Source organism: Sphingobium sp. PAMC28499, assembly GCF_004795815.1.
GTDB lineage: Bacteria > Pseudomonadota > Alphaproteobacteria > Sphingomonadales > Sphingomonadaceae > Sphingobium > Sphingobium yanoikuyae.
In genome coordinates this window covers 3,740,363-3,764,858 of sequence record NZ_CP039248.1, presented here as the reverse complement: position 1 = coordinate 3,764,858, position 24,496 = coordinate 3,740,363, and the positions used below count along the sequence as shown (strand labels likewise).

23 protein-coding genes are annotated in these 24,496 nt (G+C 65.6%); 15 read left to right on the top strand and 8 right to left on the bottom strand.

The window, feature by feature from the left end:
* Positions 1–12: 12 nt before the first annotated feature.
* The 4 genes from E5554_RS17910 to E5554_RS17895 all read left to right on the top strand — a co-directional run bounded on the left by E5554_RS17910 (position 13) and on the right by E5554_RS17895 (position 2,351).
* Positions 13–423 carry a ketosteroid isomerase-related protein gene (locus E5554_RS17910; RefSeq protein ID WP_136187620.1) on the top strand — a complete coding sequence of 137 codons (411 nt, stop codon included), beginning with the start codon at positions 13–15 and terminating at the stop codon, positions 421–423.
* Positions 424–464: 41 nt separating this feature from the next.
* Positions 465–1,439: a carbon-nitrogen hydrolase family protein gene (locus E5554_RS17905; protein ID WP_136187619.1), complete on the top strand. Its 975-nt coding sequence runs from the start codon at positions 465–467 to the stop codon at positions 1,437–1,439.
* On the top strand, positions 1,436–2,026 hold the full coding sequence (locus tag E5554_RS17900; RefSeq protein ID WP_136187618.1) for a GNAT family N-acetyltransferase: 591 nt from the start codon (positions 1,436–1,438) through the stop codon (positions 2,024–2,026). Before E5554_RS17905 ends, E5554_RS17900 begins: the two co-directional genes overlap by 4 nt.
* 79 nt (positions 2,027–2,105) lie before the next feature.
* Positions 2,106–2,351 carry a hypothetical protein gene (locus E5554_RS17895; protein WP_010337356.1) on the top strand — a complete coding sequence of 82 codons (246 nt, stop codon included), beginning with the start codon at positions 2,106–2,108 and terminating at the stop codon, positions 2,349–2,351.
* A gap of 1 nt (position 2,352) precedes the next feature.
* On the opposite strand, the gene E5554_RS23125 is transcribed toward E5554_RS17895, so the two are convergent.
* The 4 genes from E5554_RS23125 to E5554_RS17880 form a co-directional block, all read right to left on the bottom strand.
* Positions 2,353–2,502 carry a hypothetical protein gene (locus tag E5554_RS23125; RefSeq protein ID WP_168708657.1) on the bottom strand — a complete coding sequence of 50 codons (150 nt, stop codon included), beginning with the start codon at positions 2,500–2,502 and terminating at the stop codon, positions 2,353–2,355.
* Positions 2,503–2,530: 28 nt separating this feature from the next.
* Positions 2,531–3,853: a chloride channel protein gene (locus tag E5554_RS17890; RefSeq protein WP_010337357.1), complete on the bottom strand. Its 1,323-nt coding sequence runs from the start codon at positions 3,851–3,853 to the stop codon at positions 2,531–2,533.
* A gap of 180 nt (positions 3,854–4,033) precedes the next feature.
* A complete protein-coding gene (locus E5554_RS17885) occupies positions 4,034–5,803 on the bottom strand; it encodes a tetratricopeptide repeat protein (RefSeq protein WP_136187617.1) in 1,770 nt (589 codons plus the stop codon).
* A 79-nt stretch (positions 5,804–5,882) separates the two neighbouring features.
* On the bottom strand, positions 5,883–6,899 hold the full coding sequence (locus E5554_RS17880) for an adenosine deaminase (protein ID WP_136187616.1): 1,017 nt from the start codon (positions 6,897–6,899) through the stop codon (positions 5,883–5,885).
* Positions 6,900–7,200: 301 nt separating this feature from the next.
* On the opposite strand from E5554_RS17880, the gene paoA reads away from it, so the two are divergent.
* The 7 genes from paoA to E5554_RS17845 all read left to right on the top strand — a co-directional run bounded on the left by paoA (position 7,201) and on the right by E5554_RS17845 (position 16,009).
* Positions 7,201–7,836: an aldehyde dehydrogenase iron-sulfur subunit PaoA gene (paoA, locus tag E5554_RS17875; protein WP_136187615.1), complete on the top strand. Its 636-nt coding sequence runs from the start codon at positions 7,201–7,203 to the stop codon at positions 7,834–7,836.
* A complete protein-coding gene (locus E5554_RS17870) occupies positions 7,833–8,783 on the top strand; it encodes a xanthine dehydrogenase family protein subunit M (protein WP_136187614.1) in 951 nt (316 codons plus the stop codon). Before paoA ends, E5554_RS17870 begins: the two co-directional genes overlap by 4 nt.
* Before the next feature lie 4 nt (positions 8,784–8,787).
* Positions 8,788–10,989, top strand: coding sequence for an aldehyde oxidoreductase molybdenum-binding subunit PaoC (paoC, locus tag E5554_RS17865; RefSeq protein ID WP_136187613.1), 2,202 nt, complete (start codon positions 8,788–8,790; stop codon positions 10,987–10,989).
* A gap of 20 nt (positions 10,990–11,009) precedes the next feature.
* The gene (locus tag E5554_RS17860) at positions 11,010–11,609 is read left to right on the top strand and encodes a cysteine hydrolase (protein WP_136187612.1); all 600 of its coding nucleotides are present in this window, start codon (positions 11,010–11,012) and stop codon (positions 11,607–11,609) included.
* 184 nt (positions 11,610–11,793) lie between these two features.
* Entirely contained in the window at positions 11,794–13,476 is a 1,683-nt protein-coding gene (locus E5554_RS17855; protein ID WP_136187611.1) for an ABC transporter ATP-binding protein, read from the top strand.
* Complete coding sequence (locus tag E5554_RS17850) at positions 13,473–14,543, top strand: HlyD family efflux transporter periplasmic adaptor subunit (protein ID WP_136187610.1); 1,071 nt, start codon at positions 13,473–13,475, stop codon at positions 14,541–14,543. Before E5554_RS17855 ends, E5554_RS17850 begins: the two co-directional genes overlap by 4 nt.
* 2 nt (positions 14,544–14,545) lie before the next feature.
* Positions 14,546–16,009 carry a TolC family protein gene (locus E5554_RS17845; protein ID WP_029547467.1) on the top strand — a complete coding sequence of 488 codons (1,464 nt, stop codon included), beginning with the start codon at positions 14,546–14,548 and terminating at the stop codon, positions 16,007–16,009.
* A gap of 24 nt (positions 16,010–16,033) precedes the next feature.
* Here the strand turns inward: E5554_RS17845 and E5554_RS17840 are convergent, their stop codons facing one another.
* The 3 genes from E5554_RS17840 to E5554_RS17825 all read right to left on the bottom strand — a co-directional run bounded on the left by E5554_RS17840 (position 16,034) and on the right by E5554_RS17825 (position 18,929).
* Positions 16,034–17,221 carry a GNAT family N-acetyltransferase gene (locus E5554_RS17840; RefSeq protein ID WP_136187609.1) on the bottom strand — a complete coding sequence of 396 codons (1,188 nt, stop codon included), beginning with the start codon at positions 17,219–17,221 and terminating at the stop codon, positions 16,034–16,036.
* Complete coding sequence (locus tag E5554_RS17835) at positions 17,218–18,054, bottom strand: transcription factor jumonji, JmjC (RefSeq protein ID WP_136187608.1); 837 nt, start codon at positions 18,052–18,054, stop codon at positions 17,218–17,220. Before E5554_RS17835 ends, E5554_RS17840 begins: the two co-directional genes overlap by 4 nt.
* A gap of 419 nt (positions 18,055–18,473) precedes the next feature.
* Entirely contained in the window at positions 18,474–18,929 is a 456-nt protein-coding gene (locus E5554_RS17825) for a universal stress protein (protein ID WP_004207608.1), read from the bottom strand.
* Positions 18,930–19,118: 189 nt separating this feature from the next.
* Between E5554_RS17825 and E5554_RS17820 the strand changes: the two genes are divergently transcribed.
* The 4 genes from E5554_RS17820 to E5554_RS17805 are packed head-to-tail and all read left to right on the top strand — an operon-like array spanning position 19,119 to position 22,899.
* Positions 19,119–20,423 (top strand): pyruvate dehydrogenase complex dihydrolipoamide acetyltransferase, encoded by a 1,305-nt coding sequence (locus tag E5554_RS17820; protein ID WP_136187606.1) that lies wholly within the window; start codon positions 19,119–19,121, stop codon positions 20,421–20,423.
* Positions 20,423–20,824 (top strand): acyl-CoA thioesterase, encoded by a 402-nt coding sequence (locus E5554_RS17815; RefSeq protein ID WP_004207606.1) that lies wholly within the window; start codon positions 20,423–20,425, stop codon positions 20,822–20,824. The genes E5554_RS17820 and E5554_RS17815 overlap by 1 nt, the downstream gene beginning before the upstream one ends.
* 40 nt (positions 20,825–20,864) lie before the next feature.
* Positions 20,865–22,280: a dihydrolipoyl dehydrogenase gene (gene lpdA / locus E5554_RS17810; RefSeq protein ID WP_010336022.1), complete on the top strand. Its 1,416-nt coding sequence runs from the start codon at positions 20,865–20,867 to the stop codon at positions 22,278–22,280.
* A complete protein-coding gene (locus tag E5554_RS17805) occupies positions 22,258–22,899 on the top strand; it encodes a phosphatase PAP2 family protein (protein ID WP_136187605.1) in 642 nt (213 codons plus the stop codon). The genes lpdA and E5554_RS17805 overlap by 23 nt, the downstream gene beginning before the upstream one ends.
* Here E5554_RS17805 and E5554_RS17800 read toward each other — a convergent pair.
* Entirely contained in the window at positions 22,873–24,315 is a 1,443-nt protein-coding gene (locus E5554_RS17800) for a DUF2142 domain-containing protein (RefSeq protein ID WP_136187604.1), read from the bottom strand. The two genes, E5554_RS17805 and E5554_RS17800, sit on opposite strands and share 27 nt — an antisense overlap.
* Between the last annotated feature and the right edge of the window lie 181 nt (positions 24,316–24,496).

The following is a 24,496-nucleotide window of genomic DNA, read 5'->3' as shown; positions in this document are numbered from 1 at the left end:
GAGGAGAAATCTGTGTCCGAAGCGACCCTGGCCCTGGTCCATGCTTATTATGACGCCTTCAACCGGCAGGATGCCGAGGGGATGCTGGCGCTGCTGGCCGACGATGTGCGGCATGAGCCGAGCCAGGGCGCGGCCCGCATCGGCAAGGCGGCGTTCGCCGATTTCCTGGCCCATATGAACCATTGCTATGCCGAGACGGTGATCGATCCGGTCGTGCTGGCCAATGCGGAAGGGACGCGAGCGGCGGCCGAGTTCATGCTGGACGGCCGCTATCTGGTAACCGACAAAGGGCTGCCGCCGGCCGCCGGCCAGACCTATCATCTGCGCGTTGGCGCCTTCTTCGACATCGTCGAGGGGCTGATCACGCGCATTTCCAACCATTATAATCTGGCCGACTGGATCGCGCAGGTCGAAGGGCGCTAAAACCGCCGCCTGTCCCGTTGCCGTTCCATCCTGAGGTATCCTTGACCCACATTCGCGTTGCCGCCGCCCAATATCCGATCGAGCAGGTGCAGAGCTTTGCCGCCTGGCAGGAAAAGCTGACCCGCTGGGTGGAGGAGGCGGCCGCGCTGGGCGCGACCCTGGCGATCTTCCCGGAATATGCGGCGATGGAGCTGGCCGGGATCGATCCCGAGCGGGCGGCGGATCTGACCGCCTCGCTCGACCTGGTGATGCAGTTTGGCGAGGCCTATGACCGCGTCCATGCCGAGCTTGCGGCGCGGCTCGACATCCTGATCCTGGCGGGCAGCCGGCCGGTGCGGGAAAGCGACGGCCGGATCGTCAATCGTGCGCGGCTCTTCTGCCCGGACGGCACCACCGGCCATCAGGACAAGATCATGATGACCCGGTTCGAGCGCGAGCGCTGGGGCATCAGCGGCGGCGACAGCATCAACCTTATCCACACGCCGATCGGGCCGGTCGGCATATCGATCTGTTATGATGTCGAATTTCCGATGATCGCGCGGGCGCAGGCGGAGGCGGGCGCCAAGCTGATCCTGACGCCATCGGCCACCGACACGATGCAGGGCTATTGGCGGGTGCGGATCGGCGCGCAGGCGCGGGCGATGGAAAATCAATGCTTCGTCGTCCAGTCGCCCAGCGTCGGCATGGCGCCCTGGCTCCCTTGCATGGACGAGAATTTCGGCGCCGCCGGTGCCTTTGGTCCGCCCGACGGCACAATGCCCGACGATGGCGTGATCGCGCTGGGGCAGGCGAACGGTCCGGCCTGGGTGGTGGCGGACATCGACCTTGCCATGGTCGACCAGCTGCGTGCGGATGGCACGGTGCTGCCCTTCCGCCACTGGCCCGAACAGCATGTGCCCTTCCACATCATCCAGAATGGCGCGGGATCGGACGTGATCGCGCAGATGGCCAGCGATGCCGCGCGCGACGATGCGCCGGCCGCGCCGCAAATCGAAGATCAGGAGATTGCAGAATGACCGAGCCGTCGATCATCGTCGACCGCGTGACCAGCGATGCGGAAGGGCTGGAGGCGCTGGCGACGCTGCGTATCCGCATCTTCCGTGAGTGGCCCTATCTTTATGAGGGCGATGCCGCGCATGAGGAGGCGTATCTGCGCGCTTTCCTGGCGAGCGAGCGTGCGACTTTGGTGCGGGCGCGGATCGGCGAGGAGCCGGTCGGCATCGCCACCGCCTCGCCGCTGGCCGGCCAGCCCGACAGCCTGGTCGCGCCGCTGGTGGCAGCCGGCGTCGATGTCACGCGCAGCTTCTATTTCGGCGAGTCCGTGCTGCTGCCGGCCTATCATGGTCGCGGCATCGGTCATCTCTTCTTCGACGCGCGCGAGGCGGCGGCGCGCGACGCTGGCGCCGATTATGCGATCTTCTGTGGCGTGGTGCGCGGCGAGGACGATCCGCGCCGCCCGGCCGACGCCCGTGACCTGGCCCCTTTCTGGCGCAAGCGCGGCTATGCGCCGATCGAGGGCGCGCTGTGCGAGATGAGCTGGAAGGAAATTGGCGGCAGCGAAAAGATCAGCCACCCGATGCAATTCTGGATGCGAGCGCTGTAAAGGGGCGGGGCGGTTCCGCGCGCATGGCGGCGAAAGCTTTCCCTTGATTTCGCGCGCGGTGGGTGGTCATGGCATATCCATGATTATCTCGACCATCCCCTGGGACCAGCCCGCCACCATGATCGACCTGGATGGCAAGGCGCCGCTGATCGCGACGGTGCGCGATTGCGTCATCCATTATGGCCTGTTCAAGCCCTTCGCCAAGGAACAGGCGCGGGTGTTGCTGACCCAGCCGGTGCATCGCGAGGGGCAGAAGACCCGGACCTGGCTGCTCAATCCCGATGAAATCCAGCAACTGGCGGACAAGCTGCGCGCCGAGGGCTGAGTTAGCGGCGGCGGCCGGCCTGGAGCAGGGCGTAGAAGGTCACCGCCGAAAAGCCGATCGCGCCAGTGAGGCCGATGGCGGCGCCGATCCAGGCGCCGTCCATGCCGGCCAGCAGCTGGCCGGCGAGAAAGCCGATAATCGGCAATATCATCAGGAGTAGGCAGCCGAGCGCCGCCATGTCAGCGGCTTGCTTCGGCGGCCTTGGCCCGCTCCAGGAAGTTGCGGGACAGGCCGTGATAGAGGCGCTCGCGACAGAAGATCTGGGCGGATGCGTCGGCGACTAGTGCGGCGCCCAGCAGCGGCAGCATGAAGCCGCGGCTGCCGGTGGTTTCCGAAATGATGATGACGGCGGTCAATGGCGCGCGCACCACGCCGGTGAAATAGGCGACCATGCCCAGCAGCACGACGGCGCTCGCCGGTTCGCCGGGGAAAATCCAGCGCAGCAGATTGCCGAAGCCGGCGCCGGTGGCGAGCGAGGGGGCGAAGATACCGCCGGGAATGCCCGAGACGCTGGTGGCGAGGGTGCTGAGGAATTTGGCGGGGGCGAACCAGAGCGGCTGGTCGCCGCCCGCGATCATGGTGCGGGCCGGGGCATAGCTGGTGCCCCAGGTGAGGCCGGTGGCCACGCCGATCGCCGCCACCAGCAGCCCACAGCCGCCGGCGAACAGCACCGGATGGGCGCGCATCCAATCGGTCATGCGATTGCGCGCAGTGGCGGCATCGAGCGCCAGCCGGGCGAATAGCCCGCCGGACATGCCGCCCAATAGTCCTGCCAGGAGCGCGACGGGAACCGCCGACTGCAGCGGTAGATGAGCGGCGACCGCGCCGAAATAGACATAGTCGCCAGCGACGCCGAGGCTGACCATGCCCGAGATGATGACTGCGGTGATGACCAGCAGGGTCATGCGCTGCTCATAGGCAGAGGCCAGTTCCTCGATCGCGAAGGCAATGCCGGCGAGCGGTGTGTTGAAGGCGGCGGCGACGCCGGCCGCGCCGCCCGCGACCATGACGGACGCGCGCAGCGGCACGTTCAGCAAAGCGTGGACGCGGGCAAGGATGGCAGCGGAAATCTGGACGGTGGGGCCTTCGCGGCCGACCGAGGCGCCGACCAGCAGGCCGGCGATGGTCAGCACGACCTTCAGCAGGGCCATGCGCAGGTCAACCAGGCAGCGGCCGACCTTTTCCGGCAATTGGGTGGCGGCGATCACCTGCGGGATGCCCGATCCGCCGGCAAAGGGCGCGACGCTGCGGGTGATCCAGGCGAGGGCGGCAAAGCCGAGCGGGGTCAGCAGCAGCGGAAGCCAGCGATTGGCGGTGGCCAGGCGATGGAAAGCCTCGGTCGCTTCGTCCGCGGCCCAGGCGAAGGCGAGGGCGGCGAGGCCGACCAGCACGGCGCCGCCGATCAGGGCGAGGCGGCGGCGGAACAGCAAGGATGTCGGCCCGCTATGGCGCAGCAGCGCGCGGGCGCGGCGGCGGCTCCAGCGCTGGCCGGGGCGGCTCATGATGGACGTTGCGCGCCGGGGCGCGATTGACGCAGGACGCGGAAAGGGGGCGGCGCGGATGCCATGGCGCGAAATATCGATCCCGGTGGGCTGGACGCGCCTTCCCTACCAGTAAAATGGGCGATGGCCAGTATTTTCCGGCTATTTGTCCATTTTCCCGATCGACAAGCGGATCGCCCCTCAGAGCCGGTTCATCCGCAGCCAGTCGGGATCGCCGGACCAGGCGCTGGTCAGGGCCTTGCGGGCGGCGGCGGCCTCTGCCTTGTGCCCCTGGGCTGCCTCCGCGCGGGCAAGGCCGTAGAGCGCCCAGCCATTATTGGGGGCCTGGATCAGTGCCTGGCGGAAAGCGGCGCTGGCATCGTCGGGCCGGCCGGCGAGGAAGAGGGCGGCGCCGAGCGACTGATGCACCGGATAATACCAGTAGGCCGGTTCCTGATAGGGGATCTTCCGCTCCAGCGCGATCGCGGCGCGATAATGGTCGGCGGCCTGCGCATAGCGGCGCTGGGCGGTGGCGAGACGGCCGCGCGCGACCGCGGTGGCGAGCGCGATCAGGTCAGGGGCCGGGACGCCCTGCGCGATCATCGGGGCTAGTGCATCGGAGCGGGCGATCGCGCTCATCGCTGCGACCTCCGCATCGAAGCCGCGCTGATTGCGCTGCTGGGCATGGGCGACGGCGCGGGCATAATGGCGCATGGCGATGGCATAGGGCAGGCGCGGATCGGGCGCGGGCAGGGCGAGGATGTCGGCGGGCGCGGCGAACTGCGCCATGGCCAGATAGGGGGCGGCGTCGATCGCCTGGATCCAGGCGATGGCGGCCGAGGTTTCGGGATCGAGGATGGTGCGCAGCCGGCGCGCCTCCCGCATCGCGCCATCCATGTCGCCCGCCATCTGCGCGGAGGCGACGATGAAATGGACATTGTGCGGATAATAGCCGTAGCGCACCAGGCTGTGGTCGTCGGTGGCGCGGATGAAGGCTTCGTCGGCGCGGGCGGCGGCGATGTTGACGCGGATCGAGTCGCGATAGCGGCCGACGACCTGATAGATGTGGCTGGGCATATGGACGAGGTGGGCGGCGCTGGGCATGCCATCGGCGGAGAGGCGGTCGGCGGCAGCTTCGGCGCGTTTTGCATCGCTCGCTTCGAGCAGGTGGATCATCAGATGCGCCGCCTGGACATGGGCGGGATTGCGCGCCTGTACCGTTTCGACCAGGCGGATGGCGGCGCCCGCGCGCCCGATCGGGGTCTTGCGGTCGGCCTCCCAATAATTCCACGGGCTGGTGTCCATCGCCGCTTCGGCGGCCAGCAGGGCGACATCGTCATCGGCCGGGAAGCGCGCCGCGAGCGCCAGCATCGCATCGGCATAGGCGTCGTCGAGCGCAGCGCGGTCGGCATCGGGATCACGGGCATAGCGCAGCGCCGTTGCCTCGATCAGGCCGCGCTCCATCGGTGACGCTTGATCGTGCAGTATTATCGCCCGGTCCATCGCGGCAAGAGCCGCGCCCCGGTCGCCGGCATCCATCGGTGCGTTGATATTGGGGCCGAGCGCCACCGCCTCGCCCCACCAGCAGAGCGCGCAGGCGGGATCGAGCCGCTGTGCCGCACGGAAGGAGCGGACCGCGCCGGCATGGTTGAAGCCGTACATGAGCAGCAGGCCCTGGCTGAAATAGCGGCGCGCCTGCGGATTGGTGGTGGTCAGCGGAAAGCGCGAATGGGTGAGATCGTCGAACAGCGGGATCGGCGGAGCTTGGGCGATCGGCTGGGCGGCGGCGGCCGCGATCAGCAATTCGCGGGCGAGGGCGGAGCCGACCCTTGGGCCGCTGCACAGGCTGCGGGCGAGGCGGACGGGATCGAGCGCGGCAAGCGTCGCGGGCGAGAAGGCAGGTTCGATCGATACGGAGGCGAGCGACAGGCCGATGCCCAGCGCGGTCGCTGCCCTTATCCAGTCAGCCATGCGTCCGGCCCTTCCCCAAAAGCCCGCCATCCTGTGAGACAGACTATATCATCGGGGAAGGGGCCGGTAAATCAGGGCCTCAACGCGCCTGTTCGAGATAGGCGTCGATGGTCGCCAGATGGGCGTCCTTGGCCTGCTGCGGCAGGAAGGAGCCGATGATGCTGTTGCGCGCCAGCAGGGCAATCTGTTCGCGGGTCAGGTCGCGTGCGGCGGTGACGGCGCGATAATTGTCGTTGAGATAGCCGCCGAAATAGGCCGGATCGTCGGAATTGACCGTCGCGCGCAGGCCCATGTCCAGCATCCGGTCGAGCGGATGGCTGGCGATGTCGTCGATCACGCATAATTTGAGGTTGGAGAGCGGGCAGACGGTCAGCACCATCTGCTCGTCCACCAGCCGCTCGACCAGGGCATCCTCCTCCAGCGCGCGATTGCCATGGTCGATCCGATCGACCTTGAGCAGGTCGAGCGCTTCCCAGACATAGGCGGGCGGGCCTTCCTCACCGGCATGGGCGCACAGCTTGAGGCCGGCGTCGGCTGCAGCGGCGAAGACGCGAGCGAATTTCTCGGGCGGGTGGCCGACTTCGGAGGAGTCCAGCCCCACGGCCTTGATCTGCGGCAACCAGGGGGTGGCGGCGCGCAGCGTCTCGAACGCCTCTTCCTCGCTCAGATGGCGCAGGAAGCTGAGGATCAGGTCGCTGGTGATGCCATGGCGTTCTTCCGCGTTCCGCATGGCCGACAGCAGTCCCTCGATCACATCGGCGAAGGGTACGCCGCGCGATGTGTGCGCCTGCGGATCGAACATGATTTCGGCATGGACGATATTGTCCTGCGCCGCGCGATCGAAATAGGCGGCGGCGAGATCGTGGAAATCCTGCGGCGTGCGCAGCACATTGGTGCCGGCATAATAGATATCCAGGAAATCCTGGAGATTGCCGAAATCATAGGCCTGGCGGATCTCGTCGATCGAGCCGTAGGGCAAGGTCACGTCGTTGCGCCGGGCCAGCGCGAACATCAGTTCGGGCTCCAGCGTCCCTTCGATATGGAGATGCAACTCTGCCTTGGGCAGTCCGGTGATGAATTGGTCGATGTCGGTCATGGGGCCTCTATACAGGATCGACCACCATGGCACAGCTACGGGCCGCGTGGAACGGTCGTTGCAGCGCCATGCTGGTTTGCGTGGAAGGTCTCGTGTGGAAGGCCCCGCGGTATTTATTTGGCGATCAGCGTCGGCCGCCATAGCATTCATGATTCCCGATCATGACATCATGCCGATCATCGCATGAACCTGAACGGCCTCTCCTGTGTTATCCTCAATCTGGGTAGATGGCAGGCCGGAAGATGGCCGCCAGTTTTTTCTTCGATAGAGCGCGCAACCAGCGTCTGCAGGGGAGATTTTCATGGCCGATTTTCCGGATATGGGCGTGTCGCGACGTGGCATATTGGCGGGCGGTGCCGCCTCCGCGACGGTTGCCGTCATTCCAGCACCAGTGCAGGCGCAGCCGTCTCCCGCTGCGCCACCGCCGATGATGGCGGTGGATTTCATCGTGAATGGCAAGCGGCAGCAGTTGAAGCTCGACACCCGCACGACATTGCTCGACGCGCTGCGCGAACATCTCAAGCTGACCGGCACCAAGAAGGGCTGTGATCATGGCCAGTGCGGCGCCTGCACCGTGATGGTCAACGGCACCCGCATCAACAGCTGCCTAAGCCTGGCGCTGCAGCATCAGGGCGACGAGATCACCACGATCGAAGGGCTGGGCATGCCCGACAACCTCCATCCGATGCAGGCCGCCTTCATCGCCCATGACGGCTATCAGTGCGGCTATTGCACGCCGGGGCAGATCTGCTCTGCCGTCGCCGTGCTCAAGGAAATCGAACAGGGCGTGCCCAGCCACGTCCAGACGGACATCACCCGCGCCCCGGACTATTCCAATATCGAGATGCGCGAGCGGATGAGCGGCAATCTCTGCCGTTGCGGCGCCTATTCCAACATCGCGCAGGCCATGGCGCAGGTCGCGGGAGCAAAGGCATGAAGAGCTTCACCTATGAGCGGGCGAAGACGCCCGAACAGGCCGCCGCCGCCGTGGCCGGCCGGCCAGGCGCCAAATATCTGGCTGGCGGCACCAATTTGCTCGACCTGATGAAGCTGGAGATCGAGACGCCGACCCATCTGGTCGATGTCCAGGATCTGAAGCTCGAACGGATCGAGAAGACGGCGGAGGGCGGGCTGCGGATCGGCGCGCTCGTCACCAACACGGCGCTGGCGTCGGACATGGCGGTCCGCCGCGACTATGGCGTCCTTGCCCGTGCGATCGTCGCCGGCGCCAGCGGCCAGCTGCGCAACAAGGCGACGACGGCCGGGAACCTGCTGCAGCGAACCCGCTGCCCCTATTTCTACGACACCAACATGCCCTGCAACAAACGCCGGCCCGGCACCGGCTGCGCGGCGATCGGCGGCTTTTCCCGGCAGCTGGCCGTCATCGGTTCGTCGGATCAGTGCATCGCCACCTATCCCGGCGACATGGGCGTGGCGCTGCGCCTGCTCGATGCGAAGGTCGAGACGGTGAAGGCCGATGGCGCAAAGCGCGCAATCGATTTGGCGGATTTCCATCGCCTGCCCGGCAATGAGCCGCAGCGCGACAATGTGCTGGAGGCTGGCGAACTGATCACCGCCGTCACCCTGCCCAAGCCGATCGGCGGCACCCAGCTCTATTACAAGGTGCGCGATCGGGCCTCCTATGCCTTCGCGCTGGTTTCGGTCGCCACCATCATCCAGAAGGACGGTAGCGGACGCGTGGCATTTGGCGGCGTCGCCCATCGGCCCTGGCGAGTGGAAGCGGCCGAAGCCGCCTTTCCAGGCGGCGCCCGCGCGGTGACGGAGAAGGTCTTTGCCGATGCCCGTCCGACCGAGGACAACAGGTTCAAGCTGAAACTGGCCGAGCGGACGCTGGCGTCGCTCATGGCCCAGGCGAGGAGTTGATCCCATGAAATTCGATGCCCCCGCCAAAGCCAATCTGTTCGATCAGGCCAAGATCGTCGGCAAGTCGACGCCCCGGATCGACGGCCCGCTCAAGACCACCGGCCAGGCGCCCTATGCCGCCGAACGCCATGATGTCATCGCCAACCAGGCCTATGGCTTCGTCGTCGGATCGGCCATCGCCAAGGGACGGATCGCCGCGATGGACACCAGTCTCGCGCGCGCGGCGCCGGGCGTGATCGCGATCGTCACCGCCCCTGATACCAAGCCGGTCGGCAAGGGCATGATGAATTATGCCCCGCTGTTCGGCGGCAGCGACATCCATCATTATCATCAGGCGATCGCCTGCGTGGTGGCCGAAAGCTTCGAACAGGCGCGCGCCGCCGCGGCGCTCATCCGCACCGATTATGTGCGGGACAAGGGCGTGTTCGATTTTCCTGCCGTCGCCCCGGCCGCGCCGCTGGCCAAGGGGCAGGGGGGCAAGCCCGACACGAGCAGTCAGGGCGATTTCGCCGCCGCCTTCGCCGCGGCGCCGGTGAAGCTCGACGCGCGCTACAGCACCGCGAACGAAAGCCATTCGATGATGGAACCGTTCGCCACCATCGCCGCCTGGGACGGCGACAGGCTGACGCTCTGGACGTCCAACCAGATGATCGCCTGGGCCAAGCAGAGCATGGGCAAGATCCTGGGCATCGACCCTGCCAATGTGCGGGTGGATTCGCCCTATATTGGCGGCGGTTTCGGCGGCAAGCTGTTCGTGCGGGCGGATGCTGTGCTGGCGGCGCTGGGTGCCAAGGCGGCCGGACGGCCGGTCAAGATTGCCGTGCAGCGCCCGCTGATGGCCAATAACGCGACCCATCGTCAGGCGACGATCCAGCGCATCCGTATCGGCGCGGAGCGCGACGGGCGGATCACCGCGATCGGTCATGAAAACTGGTCGAGCAACATCAACGGCGCCGATGGCGAGGATGGCACGGCCCAGACGCCCAAAGTCTATGCCGGCGCCAATCGCATGACCGCCAATCATGTCGCCATGCTCGACCTGCCGGAAGGCAATGCGATGCGCGCCCCCGGCGAGGCGCCGGGGCATCTGGCGCTGGAAGTGGCGATCGACGAACTGGCCGAAAAGCTCGGCATGGACCCGATCGAACTGCGCATCCGCAATGAGCCCGAAGGGACGGTGCCTGCCAACGCGACCCAGCGCATTTCCGACCGCAACCTCGTCCGCTGCCTGCGTGAAGGGGCGGAGCGGTTCGGCTGGGCGCAGCGCAGCGTCAGGCCGGGGCAGCGCCGCGAGGGCGCCTGGCTGATCGGCATGGGCGTCGCAGCGGGCTATCGCGGCGGGCCGACGGCGACGTCCGGTGCGCGCGCACGGCTCGGCACGGATGGCCGTATCACCATCGAAACCGACATGACCGACATCGGGACCGGCAGCTACACGATCATCGCCCAGACCGCGGCGGAAACCATGGGCGTGCCGCTCGACCGGGTCCAGGTGGTGCTGGGCGATTCCGATTTTCCCGCGTCGTCGGGTTCGGGCGGCCAATGGGGCGCGGCCAGTTCGACCGCCGGCGTCTATGCCGCCTGCGTGGCGCTGCGCCGGGCGATCGGCCAGAAGCTGGGGTTCGACGCCGATAGCGCGACCTTCGCCGACGGCCGGATCGATGCGGGCGGTCGCCGCATGGCGCTGACCGATGCTGGTGCCCTTACGGCGGAGGATGAAATCAGCTTCGGCGATTTCAAGAAGGGCTATGATGTCGGCACCTATGCCGGCCATTTCGCCGAGGTGGCGGTCAACGCCTATACCGGCGAAACCCGCATACGCCGCATGCTGGCGGTGTGCGATGCCGGCCGCATCCTCAATCCGCTGTCGGCGCGCAGCCAGGTGATCGGTGCCATGGTCATGTCGGCCGGCTCCGCCCTGATGGAGGAACTGGCGGTCGACACCCGCTTCGGCTTCTTCGTCAATCACGATCTTGCCGGCTATGAAGTGCCGGTCCACGCCGACATCCCGCATCAGGAATGCATCTTCCTCGACACGCTCGACCCGGTGGTCTCGCCGTTGAAGGCGAAGGGGGTGGGGGAATTGGGCATATGCGGTCCCGGATCGGCGATCGCCAACGCCATCTACAATGCCACCGGCATCCGTGTGCGTGACTATCCCCTGACGCTGGACAAATATCTCGACCAGATGCCCGACATCGCCTGACCCTCAACCGGAGCAAGACCATGAAGCCGGACAAGACCGCTATCGTCCTGATCGAATATCAGAATGATTTCGTCAGCGAGGGCGGTGCCCAGCATGAGGCGGTCCGTGACGTGATGCGCGCCAACAGCATGCTGGCGAACAGTATCGCCCTGCTGGAGGGCGCGCGCCAGGCGGGGCTCACCATCCTTCATGTGCCGATCAGCTTTGCGGAGGGCTACCCCGAATTGTCGACCCGGCCCTATGGCATCCTTGCCGGCGTGATCGCCGCCAGGGCCTTTCGCCGTGGCAGTTGGGGCGCGCAGATTGCCGATGCGATGGCGCCGACCGATGGCGAGATCGTGGTGGAAGGCAAGCGCGGCCTGGACTGTTTCGCTAGCACCAATATCGACTTCATCCTGCGTCAGCACGGCATCACGCACCTGGCCATTGCCGGCTTTCTCACCAATTGCTGCGTCGAATCCACCATGCGCTCCGCCTATGAACGCGGCTATCATGTCGCGACGCTGATCGACTGCTGCGCCACCATCGGCGAGGAGGAACAGCGCGTGGCCATCACCAAGGATTTTCCGATGTTCTCGCTGCCAATGACCGGGCGGGATTTCCTCGCGCAATTTGGCTGAAGGACCGATCTGTCCCCTCCAGAGCGGGGAACTTCTGGTCGGGAGGGCAGCATTTGCCCCGATGCCTGCACCATTCTGCAAACGCTTCATAAGTTTATGTTGCTGTGCAGCATAAGCCATTGTGGGCCGTAATCGCCGCGGTTAGGGGCGCTTTCGATGAGGCTGGCAGGGAACAGGTGTCGAGTTGGCGAGTGAGCGTTTCGGCTTGCGGCAGGCGGCCGCGTGGCTGTCGGAGGTTGTCGGGCCTGACCGCAGCTATGTGAATGTCGGGATCGTCTATACGGTGGCGATCAGCCTGTTGTCGCTGGCTACCCCCATCTCCGTGCAACTGCTGATCAACTCGGTGGCGCGTACCGCGCTGGTCGCGCCCTTGTGGATCCTGTCCGGCGTGCTGCTGGCGCTGCTGCTGGTCGTGGCGGGGCTGAGCGCGCTGCGCGTCTATCTGTTGGCGATCTTCGAACGCCGCATTTTTGCGCGGGTGGTCGCGGAAATCACCGTGCGCGCGGTGCATGCGCAAAACCCCTTCTTCGTGGATGAAAGCCGGGGCAGCCTGTTCAACCGCTATTTCGACATGGTGATCGTCCAGAAATCGGTGCCCAGCCTGGTGATCGGCGCCTTCACCATCGTGCTGCAGGGGGCGGTGGGACTGGTGGTGACCAGCTTCTACCATCCCTTCTTCCTGGCCTTCAACCTGGTGCTGGTAACGGTGTGTCTGATGATCTGGCTGGCCTGGCGGCATGGCGCGATCACCGGTGCGGTGGGCGTCAGCCATGCCAAGCATAATGCCGCGCACTGGCTGGAAAGCGTCGGCGGTTCGAACGGTTTCTACAAATCGGCCCGGCACCTGAATTTCGCGATGGACCGGTCCGAGACGGTCATTGCCGACTATATCGCCGCGCATCGCCGTTATTTCCGCTACAGTTTCGCGCAGACGCTGGGTTATTTTCTGGTCTATGCCTTCGCGGCGGCTGCCTTGCTCGCGCTCGGCGGTAATCTGATCCTGGCCGGCCAGCTTTCGATCGGGCAGCTGGTTGCGGCGGAACTGATCCTGTCCGGCGTCTTCTACGGCATCTACCAGCTCGGTTCCTATCTCGACACCTTTTATGATCTGGTCGCAAGCAGCGAGGAATTATCGCAGATTTTGGCCATCCCGCAGGAGCGCCTTGGCCAGCGCGGGGAGGCGCCACGCGACGGATCGGTCCGCTTCCGCGATGTCGAGATCGACAAGGCCCAGATCAATTTCGAAATTGCGAGCGGCGAACAGGCGGTTATCCTGGCCGAACCGGGCATGGAGAGCGCCCTGGCGCTGCTGCTCAAGCGCCACGCCGCGCCCGACAGCGGCATCGTCCTGATCGGCGGCAGCGAACTGGGCAGTTTCGACATGTATCTGCTGCGATCGGCGGTGATGGTGCTCAATCGCCCGACCATCATCGATGTCACCCTGCGCGAATATCTCTCGTTCGCCGAAGGTCGCGACATGGATGGGGCGCGGATCATGAATGCGCTGGAACGGGTGGGCCTGGGCGCGCGGCTCGCCAGGCTGCCGCATGGGCTGGATACCCAGCTCGCCAGCTCCGGCTCGCCGCTGTCGATCGTCGAAGTGATGCAGCTCAAGCTCGCCAATGCCCTGCTCAGCCGTCCGCGCGTTCTGCTGTTGTCGCAACTTTACGACATGATGCCGATTGCCAGCCTCAAGGCGACATTGGCCGAGTTGCGGGCAGCGGGCACGACCGTGCTGCTCAGCAGCGGGCGCCCCGAAGCGCTCGACCCCGACGCCTGGTATTGGGTTGGCGCGCGCACGCAGCAACGGTTCACCGACAAGGATGAATTTGCCCGCTTCGTTGCGGCACGGGAGGCGCAGGCATGACGCTCGACCGCGCCCAGGCCGAACATTTCCCGTCGCTCGCCCAGTTGCGGCCGCCCCGACTGGTGACGACCGTCGCCTGGCTCATCCTGCTGGGCGTCCTGCTCGTGTTGGCGATCCTGTTCGTGCCCTGGCAGCAGACGGCGCAGGGCGGTGGCCAGGTCACGACGCTGAGTGCGCAGGACCGCGCCCGCGACGTATCCTCGCTGGTGAGCGGCCGCGTCGCCGAGTTCTACGTCAGGGATGGCGATCATGTCCGGGCCGGCGATCCGATCGTCCGGGTGGTCGATGTCGATCCGGATTTCCTCGCCCGGCTGGCGGGCGAGAAGGCGCAGGTCGAGGCGCAGATCGCGGCGGTCCAGCAGGCGCGGGCGACCGCGATGATCGACGTCAATCGCACCAGCCAGCTCTATGCCGAAGGGCTGGCCGCCCGGCGCGATTATGAGCAGACCCAGATCAAGGTCGCCGATGTCGATGCGAAGCTGGCCGAAGCGCGCGCGAAGCTCAAGCAGATCGAGATCAAGCTTGCGCAAAGTTCGGCGCAGATCGTCTCGGCGCCGCGCGAAGGCCGGGTGCAGGATCTGAACGCCGCAGCGGGTGGCGCGCTGATCTCGTCCGGAACGGTGCTGGCGACGATCGCGCCCGAGAATATCACCCGCGCGGTCGAGCTGTATGTCGATGGGCGCGACGTGCCCCTGGTCGAGCCGGGGCGCTCCGTGCGGCTCGAATTTGAGGGCTTCCCGGCCTTCCAGTTCAGCGGCTGGCCGGCTTTTGCTGTTGGCATCTATGACGGCCAGGTGCGGTCGGTAGATCCCACGCCGCGCACCGACGGGTTGTTCCGCATCTTGGTGGAACAGGCGCCGGGCAAGACCGCCTGGCCGGAGCGACGCTTTGTCCGTCAGGGTAGCAAGGTGCTGGGCTGGGTGCAGGGCGACACGGTGCCGGTCTGGTATGAATTGTGGCGCCAGCTCAACGATTTCCCGGTCAACTTTGGCCAGGATCAGGTGGCCGGCAAGGGCGAGGCGAAAGCGCCCAAGGACGACAAGAGTTCGATCGAGAAGAAGAAGTGACGATGTGGCGTGCGATGGCGCTGCCCATGCTGGTCGCGGCCATGGGCGCGGGCACCCTGCCGTGCGCGGCTGGTGAGGCCCTGTCGGTCGATGCGACGCCCGCGCCGACCGCAGGGCAGCCCTCGACGCCGCTGACGCTGGACGAGGTGCTGCAATCATCGGCCCGCTCGGCGCCCGATATCATTGCCGCTCTGGCGCGCGCGCGTCAGGCCGAAGGGCGCGCGATCAGCGCACAGGGCGCCTTCGACACGGTGTTTTCCGTGGATGCCCGCAGCCGGGTCGAGGGCTATTATGACGGCACGCTGATCGACAGCAAGGTCGAACGCCCGCTGACCGGCAACGGCGGCTATGTCTATGGCCAATATCGCAATTCGCGCGGGGATTTCCCGGTCTATGAGGACAAGGCCTATACCAATCGGGCGGGCGAGTTGAAGATCGGAGCGCTCTATGCCCTGATGCGCGATCGCCTAATCGACGCGCGGCGATCCGCGTCGCAAATCGCCGGCAACGATATCGACATCGCGCGCTTCGAAACGCGGGCGACCGCCATCGGCGTGCAGGCGCGCGCCATTGCCGCCTATCAGAAATGGGTCGCGAGCGGCCTCAAGCTCAAGGCCTATGAGGCGCTCTACGATCTGGCCGAAAGCCGTAGCCAGGGCATTGCGCGTCAGGTGCAACTGGGCGCCAAGTCCGCGATATTGCTGACCGAGAATGAAGCCAACATGGTCAAGCGCGAAGCGCTGGTGGTGCAGGCGCGACAGGAGTTCATGGCGGCGGCCAACAGCTTCTCACTCTATTATCGCGATGCGGACGGCTTGCCGATCCTCGTCGATGCCGCGCGCCTGCCCGCGTCCGCCGCCGCGTTCGACGGCCTGCGGATCAACCCATTGTTCGCAATAGAGGATCGCCCCGACTTCGGCATCCTGCTGGAGGAAATCGACAACGCCTCGGTCAAGCTGGCGCTGGCCGAGAACGACACCCGCCCCAAGCTGGATTTCGAGGGGCAGGTCGCCAAGGATGTCGGTGCCCAGGGGCTGGGAGGCTATAGCCGTACGCCGCTGGAGGTGATCGTCGGCGTGACCTTCAAGGTGCCGCTGCAGAACCGCAAAGCGAGGGGCAAGGTTGCCGAGAGCCAGGCAAAGATCGACGAACTCACCGTCAAGCAGCGCTATCTGGCGGAAAAGATCCGCACCGAAGTGGCCGGCATCGGCATCGAGGTCGACGCCGCGCGCGTGCTGGTCGATACGACCCGGCGGCAGCGCGACCTGGCCGAACGACTGGCCCAGGCCGAGCGGCGGCGCTTCGATCTGGGGTCGAGCGACTTCTTCCTGGTCAATAGTCGCGAGGAAGCGGCCACCGATGCCGCGGTCAAGCTGATCGAGGCGCAGGCGCGCATCGCCGCGGCCCAGGCCGAAATGGCGGCGGCAACCGCCGATGACCGGGCGCTGGGACTGGATCGCAGCTAGGCGGCATGTCGCTGCGACCTGGCGTCAGGGCCCCGGTCGGTCGGGAAAAAGGGCCTTGATCGCCGCATAGGCGGCTCTCGCCTTCATCAGGGCGTCGAACTGGACATGGTGCCAGGGCGAGCCGATCGCGACGGCACCATCGACAATCTTCCGGTTGCTGCCCCAAAGTCGATGGCAGTGCCCGGCGCAGCGTGGGACGCAGCTGTCGAAGGACATGCCGGGGCGGACCCCGATGCGATCCCTGATGTCGCGCATCAGAAGCTGGCCCGGCGCATAAGCCCGATAATCCTCGTCGAACGCCATCTTGAAGCCATGGCCCCAGATGGCGGCTTCAAACCAGCTCGACATGGCGATCGCGCGGCCCCCGACCGACAGGGTGGCAAGGCGGGCGCTGCCGTTCGCATGACCGCGCTCAATCACTTCGCAAAACAGGGCCTGGGTCGCGCTGTCGCTTGCCAATGCGCTGCCGCTACGGCCTTTCCAGCCCGATGCCTCAAGGTCCAGAAACGCGTCGATCCAGGCTATGCATGGCGCGTCCGGCGCCAGAATGTCGATCGTGACCGGGCCATGTTCCTGTTCCAGCCGCTTCGACAGGCTGCGCAGTCGGCTCCGCATTTTCGCGTCGCCGCGGCCTTCCCCTTCCTTGCCGGCGCGATAGGCTGGACGATCATGGCAATGAATGGTGTGGAATGCTCGCCTTTCCCGTTCGCAGCGGTCGAACAGGGCGATACTGACCGGATCGTCGGCATCCAGTCCGGAGACATGCAGCATGATCTCCCCGCCTGTGCGCTGGTCCAGGAAGGCGAACAGGCTCTTCCAGAACAGATCGGCGGACTGCGCGATGACCAGCGGCGTACCTAGGAACTGGTTGGTCGCCGACCAGTTGCGCCAGATGCGAACGGGCCACCGGCCGAAGCGTGGTACGGCGAGCAGCGGCATGACGCCCAGCCATGGTCCATCGATGGGCGCCACGACGGCCAGAAGCACGTCAGCGCCATCAGGCGCGTGGCTCAGGGCGGCGTCCATGAACCAGTCCTGCGCGAAGACATTGGCGGCCCCGGCCAGTGCCGACAGGGCTGCCCACTGCGCGCGATCATCGGCCGTCAGATCGGCATGGCGCAGGATGCGGACGGCGGGTTGGTCGGCATCCGACATCGGCCAGGCAAGGCTTGAGTCCGATTGGAAATTGCCGGAGGCGGGAAGGTGGCTCATAACAGACCGGCCTTGCGCGCCACGCGGCAACCGATCGAGCGCCATTTGGCGGCCTTGGGCCATATCGGCACGTCGCCGGTGGGCAGGCCCCATCGCCGCAGCAGCGGATTGATCTGCATGGCGTCGCCCAGCGCCTGGCTCCACTGGCTCTGCCAGGTGATCGACAGCGAAATGGATGGCTCCGCACCCGCCCTGACCCAATGGGGCGAGGCGTAGGGGATGAACAGGCCGTCGCCCGGTTGCATGGGGTGGATGTCGGCATCCGCTTCATAGGCGTCGTTCCAGGGCAGCATATTGTCGCCACCACCATAATAGGCTTCGTGCCGGTCGATCGGCAGCCATGGTGCCATCGGGCGATAGGTCGCGAACTGTTTGTCGCCCGCGATCTGGAAGAGGATATTATATTCGCAATCGAAGTGGAACGGGGTGAGCGTTCCCGGCGCGGAAACGAAGATGAAGCCTCGCACCGTCAGCCCCGGACCGGTCGCTGGAGAAATTGCGGGGCCGATCTGGTCCATCAGCCTGGCCAGCAACTCGCGATAGGCAGGCAGTTGCTCGACGAAGCGGAGCATGATCCAGTTGCCGCTGGTCTGGATAGAGCGAATGACGGTGGCGACATCGGCGTCGTCGGAGCGGTCCATCGCGAATTCGCCGCCATTGGGGGCGTTGCCGATCCGGCGTTCGACAAATTGCGGCGGCAGGTCGATGCTGGCTTTTGCCAGGGCTTCGAACGAGAGCAGCGGATGGTCCGTCAGGCTATGCTGCAGCATGGTCGGCGACAGCGGATAGGCGCTGGCGAAAGGATCGAGACTGGACGGCGCAACAAAGCTCATGGAGGAAGTTCTTCCGCAATGACGAGATGAATTGCCGCAAACTTGTCGTGCAAGGTTGAAGATCGCGTTAAACAAGATGCGCGTCTTCCCGTATATTTTCAGGCCATAAGAGGTTTATTTTCTGTCTGGGCTGAGTTGAGACGGTGATGCGGAAATATCGATTTGGATGAAAAATGGTTGCGGCAATGATTTCTGGTCTGTTTCCGCATTGATGCGATGAAGAAGATCGCAATGCGGTGTTTCGATCGTGCCTGGTCTTCGATGCGCGCCATTCTCTCCTTGTGCGATTGTCGGATGCCGCGCTGGTACGCAACCGTGCAGCATGATGAGATTGTCGGCAGCGGGGAGAGGTCTGCGCTTGATGGGACGCACGCGCCGACACGACGCATTTTGCTGGGGAGAAACCTTGAGGCTCTGGTTCAACTCAGCCGGTCGATCGCGTCGCTGTCAAGACCGCCGGGGATGATCATGATCGGGCAGGGCATCTTGCCCGCGTCCGATCCGGTGAAGTGGGATACCAGGGCACCGGGTGGGCCACTGGCGGCGGCGCCCAGGACCAGGGCGGCGACATCGTCCATTTCCTCCAGCGTCTTGCGCACGACCGCGACGGGATCGCCCTGGCGCACGGTGATGCTGGGGCGGATGCCGGATTCGTCGGTCAGCGTGCCGGCGGCGCTGGTCACCAGCGCTTCGGCCCGTTGCAGCGCCTCATCCTCCATCGTCGCCTGGACGCCGCCCCACTGAACGAATTCGGACGGCGGGATGAGGGCCAGGATGCGGATCGTCCCGGCCGTCTTGGCGGCGCGGCGTGCGGCGAAGCGCAGCGCGGTTTCCGCTTCGGGCGATTCGTCCACGACCACCAGATATGTCCGCATTGTTCGATATCCCCGAGAAACAAAAATCGGCCTTGCCGGCCCGTCAAAACTGCCCCGACGAACCAACGAGGTGAAATGTGGGGCATTATGGGCCCTTGCGCAAGGCGTGGCCTTGACCGTTCCGGCCAAAGGGTGAAAACGGGCTCCGAAACGGCGCGTGCCAGATAATCAAGAAGAGGCCCCGAACGCATGAGCAAGACGATCCAGATGCCTGCCCTGTCCCCCACCATGGAGGAGGGCACGCTGGCCAAGTGGCTGGTCAAGGAAGGGGACAAGGTATCGTCCGGCGACCTTCTCGCCGAGATTGAGACCGACAAGGCGACCATGGAATTCGAAGCGGTCGATGAAGGCACCGTTGCCAAGATCCTGGTGTCGGAAGGCGCCGAAGGCGTGAAGGTCGGCACCGTCATCGCGATCATCGCCGAAGAGGGCGAGGATGTCGCCGAAGCCGCCGCCAGCGGTGGCGCCGCTCCCGCGCCCAAGGCCGATGCGGTCCCCGCCAAGGCCGAAGCCGCCGCCCCCGCCGCCAAGGCTGATCCGGTGCCGGCGAAGGCGGCTGCGCCTGCCGCCGCTCCGGCGGAAGGCCGCGTGAAGGCGAGCCCGCTGGCCCGTCGCCTGGCCGAAACCAAGGGCGTCGATCTGGCTGCTGTCGCTGGTTCTGGTCCCAATGGCCGCATCGTCAAGGCCGACCTGGATGGCGCCGCTGCTGCCCCGGCCAAGGCCGCTGCGCCGGCTGCCGCCCCGGCCGCTGCCGCGCCTGCCGCTGCCCCGGCACCGGTGGCCGCCGCCGCGCAGGATTTCGGCATTCCGCACGAAGTCATCAAGCTCAACGGCATGCGCAAGACGATCGCGCGCCGCCTGACCGAGTCCAAGCAGCAGGTGCCGCACATCTACCTGACCGTGGACATTCAGCTCGACAAGCTGCTGAAGCTGCGCGGCGAGCTGAACGCCGGCCTGTCGGGCCGTGGCGTCAAGCTGTCGGTCAACGACCTGCTGATCAAGGCGCTGGGCGTGGCCCTGATGCAGGTGCCCGAGTGCAACGTGCAGTTCGCCGGTGACCAGATGCTGCAGTTCAAGCGCGCCGATATTTCGGTGGCGGTGTCGATCCCCGGTGGCCTGATCACCCCGATCGTGACCGGCGCCGACATCAAGGGCGTGGCCGCCATCTCGAACGAGATGAAGGATCTGGCCGATCGCGCCAAGGCCGGCAAGCTGCAGCCGAGCGAATATCAGGGCGGCACCGCGTCGCTGTCGAACATGGGCATGTTCGGGATCAAGCAGTTCGAAGCCGTCATCAACCCGCCGCAGGGCATGATCATGGCGATCGGCGCGGGCGAGAAGCGTCCCTTCGTGGTCGATGACAGCCTGCAGATCGCGACCGTCATGTCGGCGACCGGCAGCTTCGACCATCGCGCGATCGACGGCGCCGATGGCGCTCGCCTGATGAAGGCGTTCCGCGAACTCATCGAAAATCCGCTGGGCATGCTGGCCTGATGGCGAAGATCGACGAGCAGCCGCCGGAGCATAGCCCGGCGGTGCGCGTCATCGCCATGCCGGCCGATACCAATCCCCACGGGGATATTTTCGGCGGCTGGCTGATGAGCCTGATGGATTCGGCTGCGGGTTCGGTCGCGGCACGCTACAGCCATGGTCGTGCGGTGACGATCGCGGTGGAGGGCATGACCTTCCACCGTCCGGTCATCGTCGGCGATGAGGTGTCGGTGTTCGCGACGCTGAAGTCGGTCGGCCGCACATCGATGAAGATCGATGTCGAGGCGTGGCGCCGTGCCCGCCATGACGACCGATCCTATCGCGTGACCCAGGCGACTTTCACCTTCGTGGCGATCGGTGAGGATCGCCAACCCCGTTCCGTGCCGCCGCTGCCTGCTCAATAAGGGCGCGGCCTGACCAAGATATCGAATAGCGAGAGAGACCATGGCTGATACCTATGACCTGATCGTCCTCGGCTCCGGCCCGGGCGGCTATGTTGCCGCCATCCGGGCGGCGCAACTGGGCCTCAAGACCGCGATCGTGGAGCGCGAAAATCTGGGCGGCATCTGCCTCAACTGGGGCTGTATTCCGACCAAGGCGCTGCTGCGTTCGGCCGAAATCTTCCATTATATGCAGCATGCCAAGGATTATGGCCTGGTTGCCGAGAAGATCAGCGCCGACATCGAGGCGGTGGTGAAGCGTTCGCGCGGCGTCGCCAAGCAGCTCAATCAGGGCGTCACGCACCTGATGAAGAAGAACAAGATCACCGTTCACATGGGCGATGGCAAGCTGACCGGAAAGGGCAAGCTGACCGTCACCAAGGACGGCAAGAGCGAAGAGCTGACCGCCAAGCATATCATCGTCGCGACCGGTGCTCGCGCCCGCGACCTGCCGCAGCTGAAAGCCGACGGCAAGCGCGTGTGGACCTATCGCCACGCCATGACCCCGGCGGAAATGCCGACCAAGCTGCTGGTCATCGGATCGGGTGCGATCGGCATCGAATTCGCCAGCTTCTACAACGACATGGGCGCTGATGTGACCGTGGTCGAGATGATGGACAGGATCGTGCCGGTCGAGGATGCCGATGTGTCGGCGTTCCTTGAAAAGGCGGTCAAGAAGCAGGGCATGACCATCCTGACCGGCGCCAAGATCGAGAAGATCGCCGCGACCGACAAGGCCGTGACCGCGACCATCAAGGACAAGGCCGGCAAGGACATCACCGCCGAATATAGCCATGTCATCGTGGCGATCGGCATCGTCCCCAATGTCGAGAATATCGGTCTGGAAGAGGTTGGCGTCGAGCCCGATCAGCGCTTCCACATCAAGACCGATGCCTATGGCCGCACCAATGTCGACGGCATCTGGGCGATCGGCGACGTCACCGCGCCGCCATGGCTGGCCCACAAGGCAAGCCATGAAGCCGTCACCACGGTCGAGGCGATCGCGCAGGCGCTGGGCAACAAGGATGTCCACCCGCATGCGATGGACGTGCGCAACATTCCGGGTTGCACCTATTGCCACCCGCAGATCGCGTCGGTCGGCCTGACCGAAGCCAAGGCCAAGGAAGCGGGCTACGACGTCAAGGTAGGCATGTTCCCCTTCATCGGCAATGGCAAGGCGATCGCGCTGGGCGAGGCCGAGGGCTTCACCAAGACCGTGTTCGACGCCAAGACCGGCGAACTGCTGGGCGCCCATATGATCGGCGCGGAAGTGACCGAGATGATCCAGGGCTATACCATCGGCAAGACGCTGGAGACGACCGAGGCCGAACTGATGCAGACGGTGTTCCCGCACCCGACCATCTCGGAATCGATGCATGAAAGCGTGCTCGCCGCTTATGGGCGTGCGCTCCATATCTGATCGGCAGCAGATGCTGAAAAAAGGCGCGGGGATGTTCATCCTCGCGCTTTTTTGCGTGCTGGGAATCGCGCTGTTGCAGCGCCATGGTCTGCTTGACGATCTGAATATCGGCCTGATGGGCTTGGCTGGCCAAGGGCGCGAGACGGCGCTGGGCGGGCCTGTCACCATGGTCATGCGGCTCGCTTCGGCGATCGGCGGTACGGCGATCCGCATCATCCTGTCGCTGGTCGTGCTGGGGGCGCTGGTCTTCACCGGACGGCGGGCAGCGGCCTTGTGGTTTGCCGGGGTGGAGATTGGCGGCACGCTGCTCAACCTGATCCTCAAACAGATTTTCGCCGCGCCCCGGCCCGACCTGCTGCCGCATCTCGACATCGTGCATAGCTACAGCTTCCCCAGCGGCCATGCGGCGGGGAACATGATGTTCTTCGGTGCGCTGGCGATGCTGGCCGGCCGACGCTGGGCTTATGGTGCAGGCGGGGCGATGATCGCGCTGATCGGCGCCAGCCGGGTATGGCTGGGCGTACATTGGCCAAGCGACGTGATGGCCGGATGGATCGAAGGGCTGGGCTGGCTTGTGCTGTGCGCGGTCTGGCTACCAGCGCGGCGAGGGCAGCAGTAAGGCCCGGCCGATGCTGCTGTGCGGCGGCATGCCGTCGGCGGTGACGAAGCCATGGACCCAGAAACTGTCCCAGGCGCTGAGCATCGCTATGATGAGCAGCGTCAGGCCTGCGCCGGCGCAGAGTAGGCGGGCGCCGCGCAGCGGATCGGCCGGCATCAGCGCCAGGAGCACAAGTGGCAGCAATGGCAGGAAATAGCGGCCCTGCGTCCCCTGCACATAATCGGCGCCAAGCGGCGTGCCGGTGAGATACATGGCGGTTTCAATCAGCAGCGCGGTGCCGAGCGCGATCGCCAGCCACCAGAGCCGCTGGCCGAGGCCGAAGCGCACGCCCGATCCGCTCAGCACGGCGCTGCCAAGCATCAGCAGGGCAAGGGGGTAAGCGAGCAGCGGCAGCAGGATCGCGTTCCAGCCGAAGCGGCCGACGATTTGCAGCGCATAGACCGGGGCGCGTTCGATGATGCTGGACGCGAGGATGCGGGCATAGCCGGTTGGATCGGCCAGGATGACGGCGAGTTGCTGCGCCAGCGGCGCGGTCAGCACGCTCTCCCCGGTCTTGCGCGAGGTGATGTGATAGAGCGCCTGGCTGCCGCCATTGGCTTTCATCCAGACAGCGAAGATGACAGCCCCCAGCAGCATCGCGCTCAGGATCAGCGCGTTGCGAAGTAGGCTGGCGCGGCTGGGCCAGCGCAGTCCGGCGGCCATCAGCGGCAGGTAGACGCCCTTGGCCAGCGCCAGCAGCGGCGTGGTGACCAGCGTGGCGGCGGTGCTGGCGCGGTCCGGCGCCATGAAGCCGATCCGCAGCGCCAGAGCGAGGCCGAGAAAGCCGACGCCGTTGATGACGGCATCGGGCGAGAGCGAGCCGATCTGATAGCAGAAGGTCGGCAGCAGCGCGGTACCGAGCAGCGCCATCCGGCCGAAGGGGATAAGGCGCAGCGCGGCGGCGAGCAGGAGCAATGCGGTCAGCGCATTGGCGATACGGCCGGCATAGAAGGCGCCGATGCGCGGCAGGCCCAGCGCGTCGCCGATCGCGAGGCCGACGGCGCCGGGGGCATAGAGCGTCGGCGCATAGCTGGCAACATTGGGAAATTCGGCAAAGCGCGTGCCGGGGCGGGCGGCGTCGGCGGACCAGGCCCGGTCGATCATCGCCTTGTCATAGCGGTGGCGTTTGCCGTCCGGTTCGGTCGGGAAATCGACGGCATGAAGATCGACCGCCGCGCGCGGCAGTTCCGCACCGATCCGGTCGCCATGGACTTCCGTCACCACATGGCCCTGCGACAGGGCCAGCGCCTTCATATAATGCTGGTTCTCATCCGGGGCCTGAAAGGGAGGCGTCAGGATCGCGAAGAACAACGTCGCGAGGCAGATCGCAAGAAATACTATCCGTTCGAGACGCGACCATGGCGCGGCGATCGCCATGTCGGCATAAGGATGGTTCCTGAAAGAAGATCGCTCGCTGCGCATGCCCGCCGTTCGGTTGAATATTGATACGCCCTAGATATGCCCCGTTAACATTTTGCGATGCGAAAGACGAAAGTTGAATGGTTGCGATCTGGAGTGCCTCGCTACACTCGCAAGGGGGAAGGGCAGGGAAAGCAAC

What these genes read in the sequence shown, in the direction of transcription:
- E5554_RS17850 (WP_136187610.1), top strand. Translation starts at nt 13,473, where the DNA reads ATGACGCTCGACCGCGCCCAGGCCGAACATTTCCCGTCGCTCGCCCAG.
- E5554_RS23125 (WP_168708657.1), bottom strand. Translation starts at nt 2,502, where the DNA reads ATGATATTGCCGATTATCGGCTTTCTCGCCGGCCAGCTGCTGGCCGGC.
- E5554_RS17840 (WP_136187609.1), bottom strand. Translation starts at nt 17,221, where the DNA reads ATGAGCCACCTTCCCGCCTCCGGCAATTTCCAATCGGACTCAAGCCTT.
- E5554_RS17885 (WP_136187617.1), bottom strand. Translation starts at nt 5,803, where the DNA reads ATGGCTGACTGGATAAGGGCAGCGACCGCGCTGGGCATCGGCCTGTCG.
- paoA (WP_136187615.1), top strand. Translation starts at nt 7,201, where the DNA reads ATGGCCGATTTTCCGGATATGGGCGTGTCGCGACGTGGCATATTGGCG.
- lpdA (WP_010336022.1), top strand. Translation starts at nt 20,865, where the DNA reads ATGGCTGATACCTATGACCTGATCGTCCTCGGCTCCGGCCCGGGCGGC.
- E5554_RS17860 (WP_136187612.1), top strand. Translation starts at nt 11,010, where the DNA reads ATGAAGCCGGACAAGACCGCTATCGTCCTGATCGAATATCAGAATGAT.
- E5554_RS17900 (WP_136187618.1), top strand. Translation starts at nt 1,436, where the DNA reads ATGACCGAGCCGTCGATCATCGTCGACCGCGTGACCAGCGATGCGGAA.
- E5554_RS17805 (WP_136187605.1), top strand. Translation starts at nt 22,258, where the DNA reads ATGGGCGTGCGCTCCATATCTGATCGGCAGCAGATGCTGAAAAAAGGC.
- E5554_RS17845 (WP_029547467.1), top strand. Translation starts at nt 14,546, where the DNA reads ATGTGGCGTGCGATGGCGCTGCCCATGCTGGTCGCGGCCATGGGCGCG.
- E5554_RS17835 (WP_136187608.1), bottom strand. Translation starts at nt 18,054, where the DNA reads ATGAGCTTTGTTGCGCCGTCCAGTCTCGATCCTTTCGCCAGCGCCTAT.
- paoC (WP_136187613.1), top strand. Translation starts at nt 8,788, where the DNA reads ATGAAATTCGATGCCCCCGCCAAAGCCAATCTGTTCGATCAGGCCAAG.
- E5554_RS17880 (WP_136187616.1), bottom strand. Translation starts at nt 6,899, where the DNA reads ATGACCGACATCGACCAATTCATCACCGGACTGCCCAAGGCAGAGTTG.
- E5554_RS17895 (WP_010337356.1), top strand. Translation starts at nt 2,106, where the DNA reads ATGATTATCTCGACCATCCCCTGGGACCAGCCCGCCACCATGATCGAC.
- E5554_RS17815 (WP_004207606.1), top strand. Translation starts at nt 20,423, where the DNA reads ATGGCGAAGATCGACGAGCAGCCGCCGGAGCATAGCCCGGCGGTGCGC.
- E5554_RS17820 (WP_136187606.1), top strand. Translation starts at nt 19,119, where the DNA reads ATGAGCAAGACGATCCAGATGCCTGCCCTGTCCCCCACCATGGAGGAG.
- E5554_RS17825 (WP_004207608.1), bottom strand. Translation starts at nt 18,929, where the DNA reads ATGCGGACATATCTGGTGGTCGTGGACGAATCGCCCGAAGCGGAAACC.
- E5554_RS17800 (WP_136187604.1), bottom strand. Translation starts at nt 24,315, where the DNA reads ATGGCGATCGCCGCGCCATGGTCGCGTCTCGAACGGATAGTATTTCTT.
- E5554_RS17890 (WP_010337357.1), bottom strand. Translation starts at nt 3,853, where the DNA reads ATGAGCCGCCCCGGCCAGCGCTGGAGCCGCCGCCGCGCCCGCGCGCTG.
- E5554_RS17870 (WP_136187614.1), top strand. Translation starts at nt 7,833, where the DNA reads ATGAAGAGCTTCACCTATGAGCGGGCGAAGACGCCCGAACAGGCCGCC.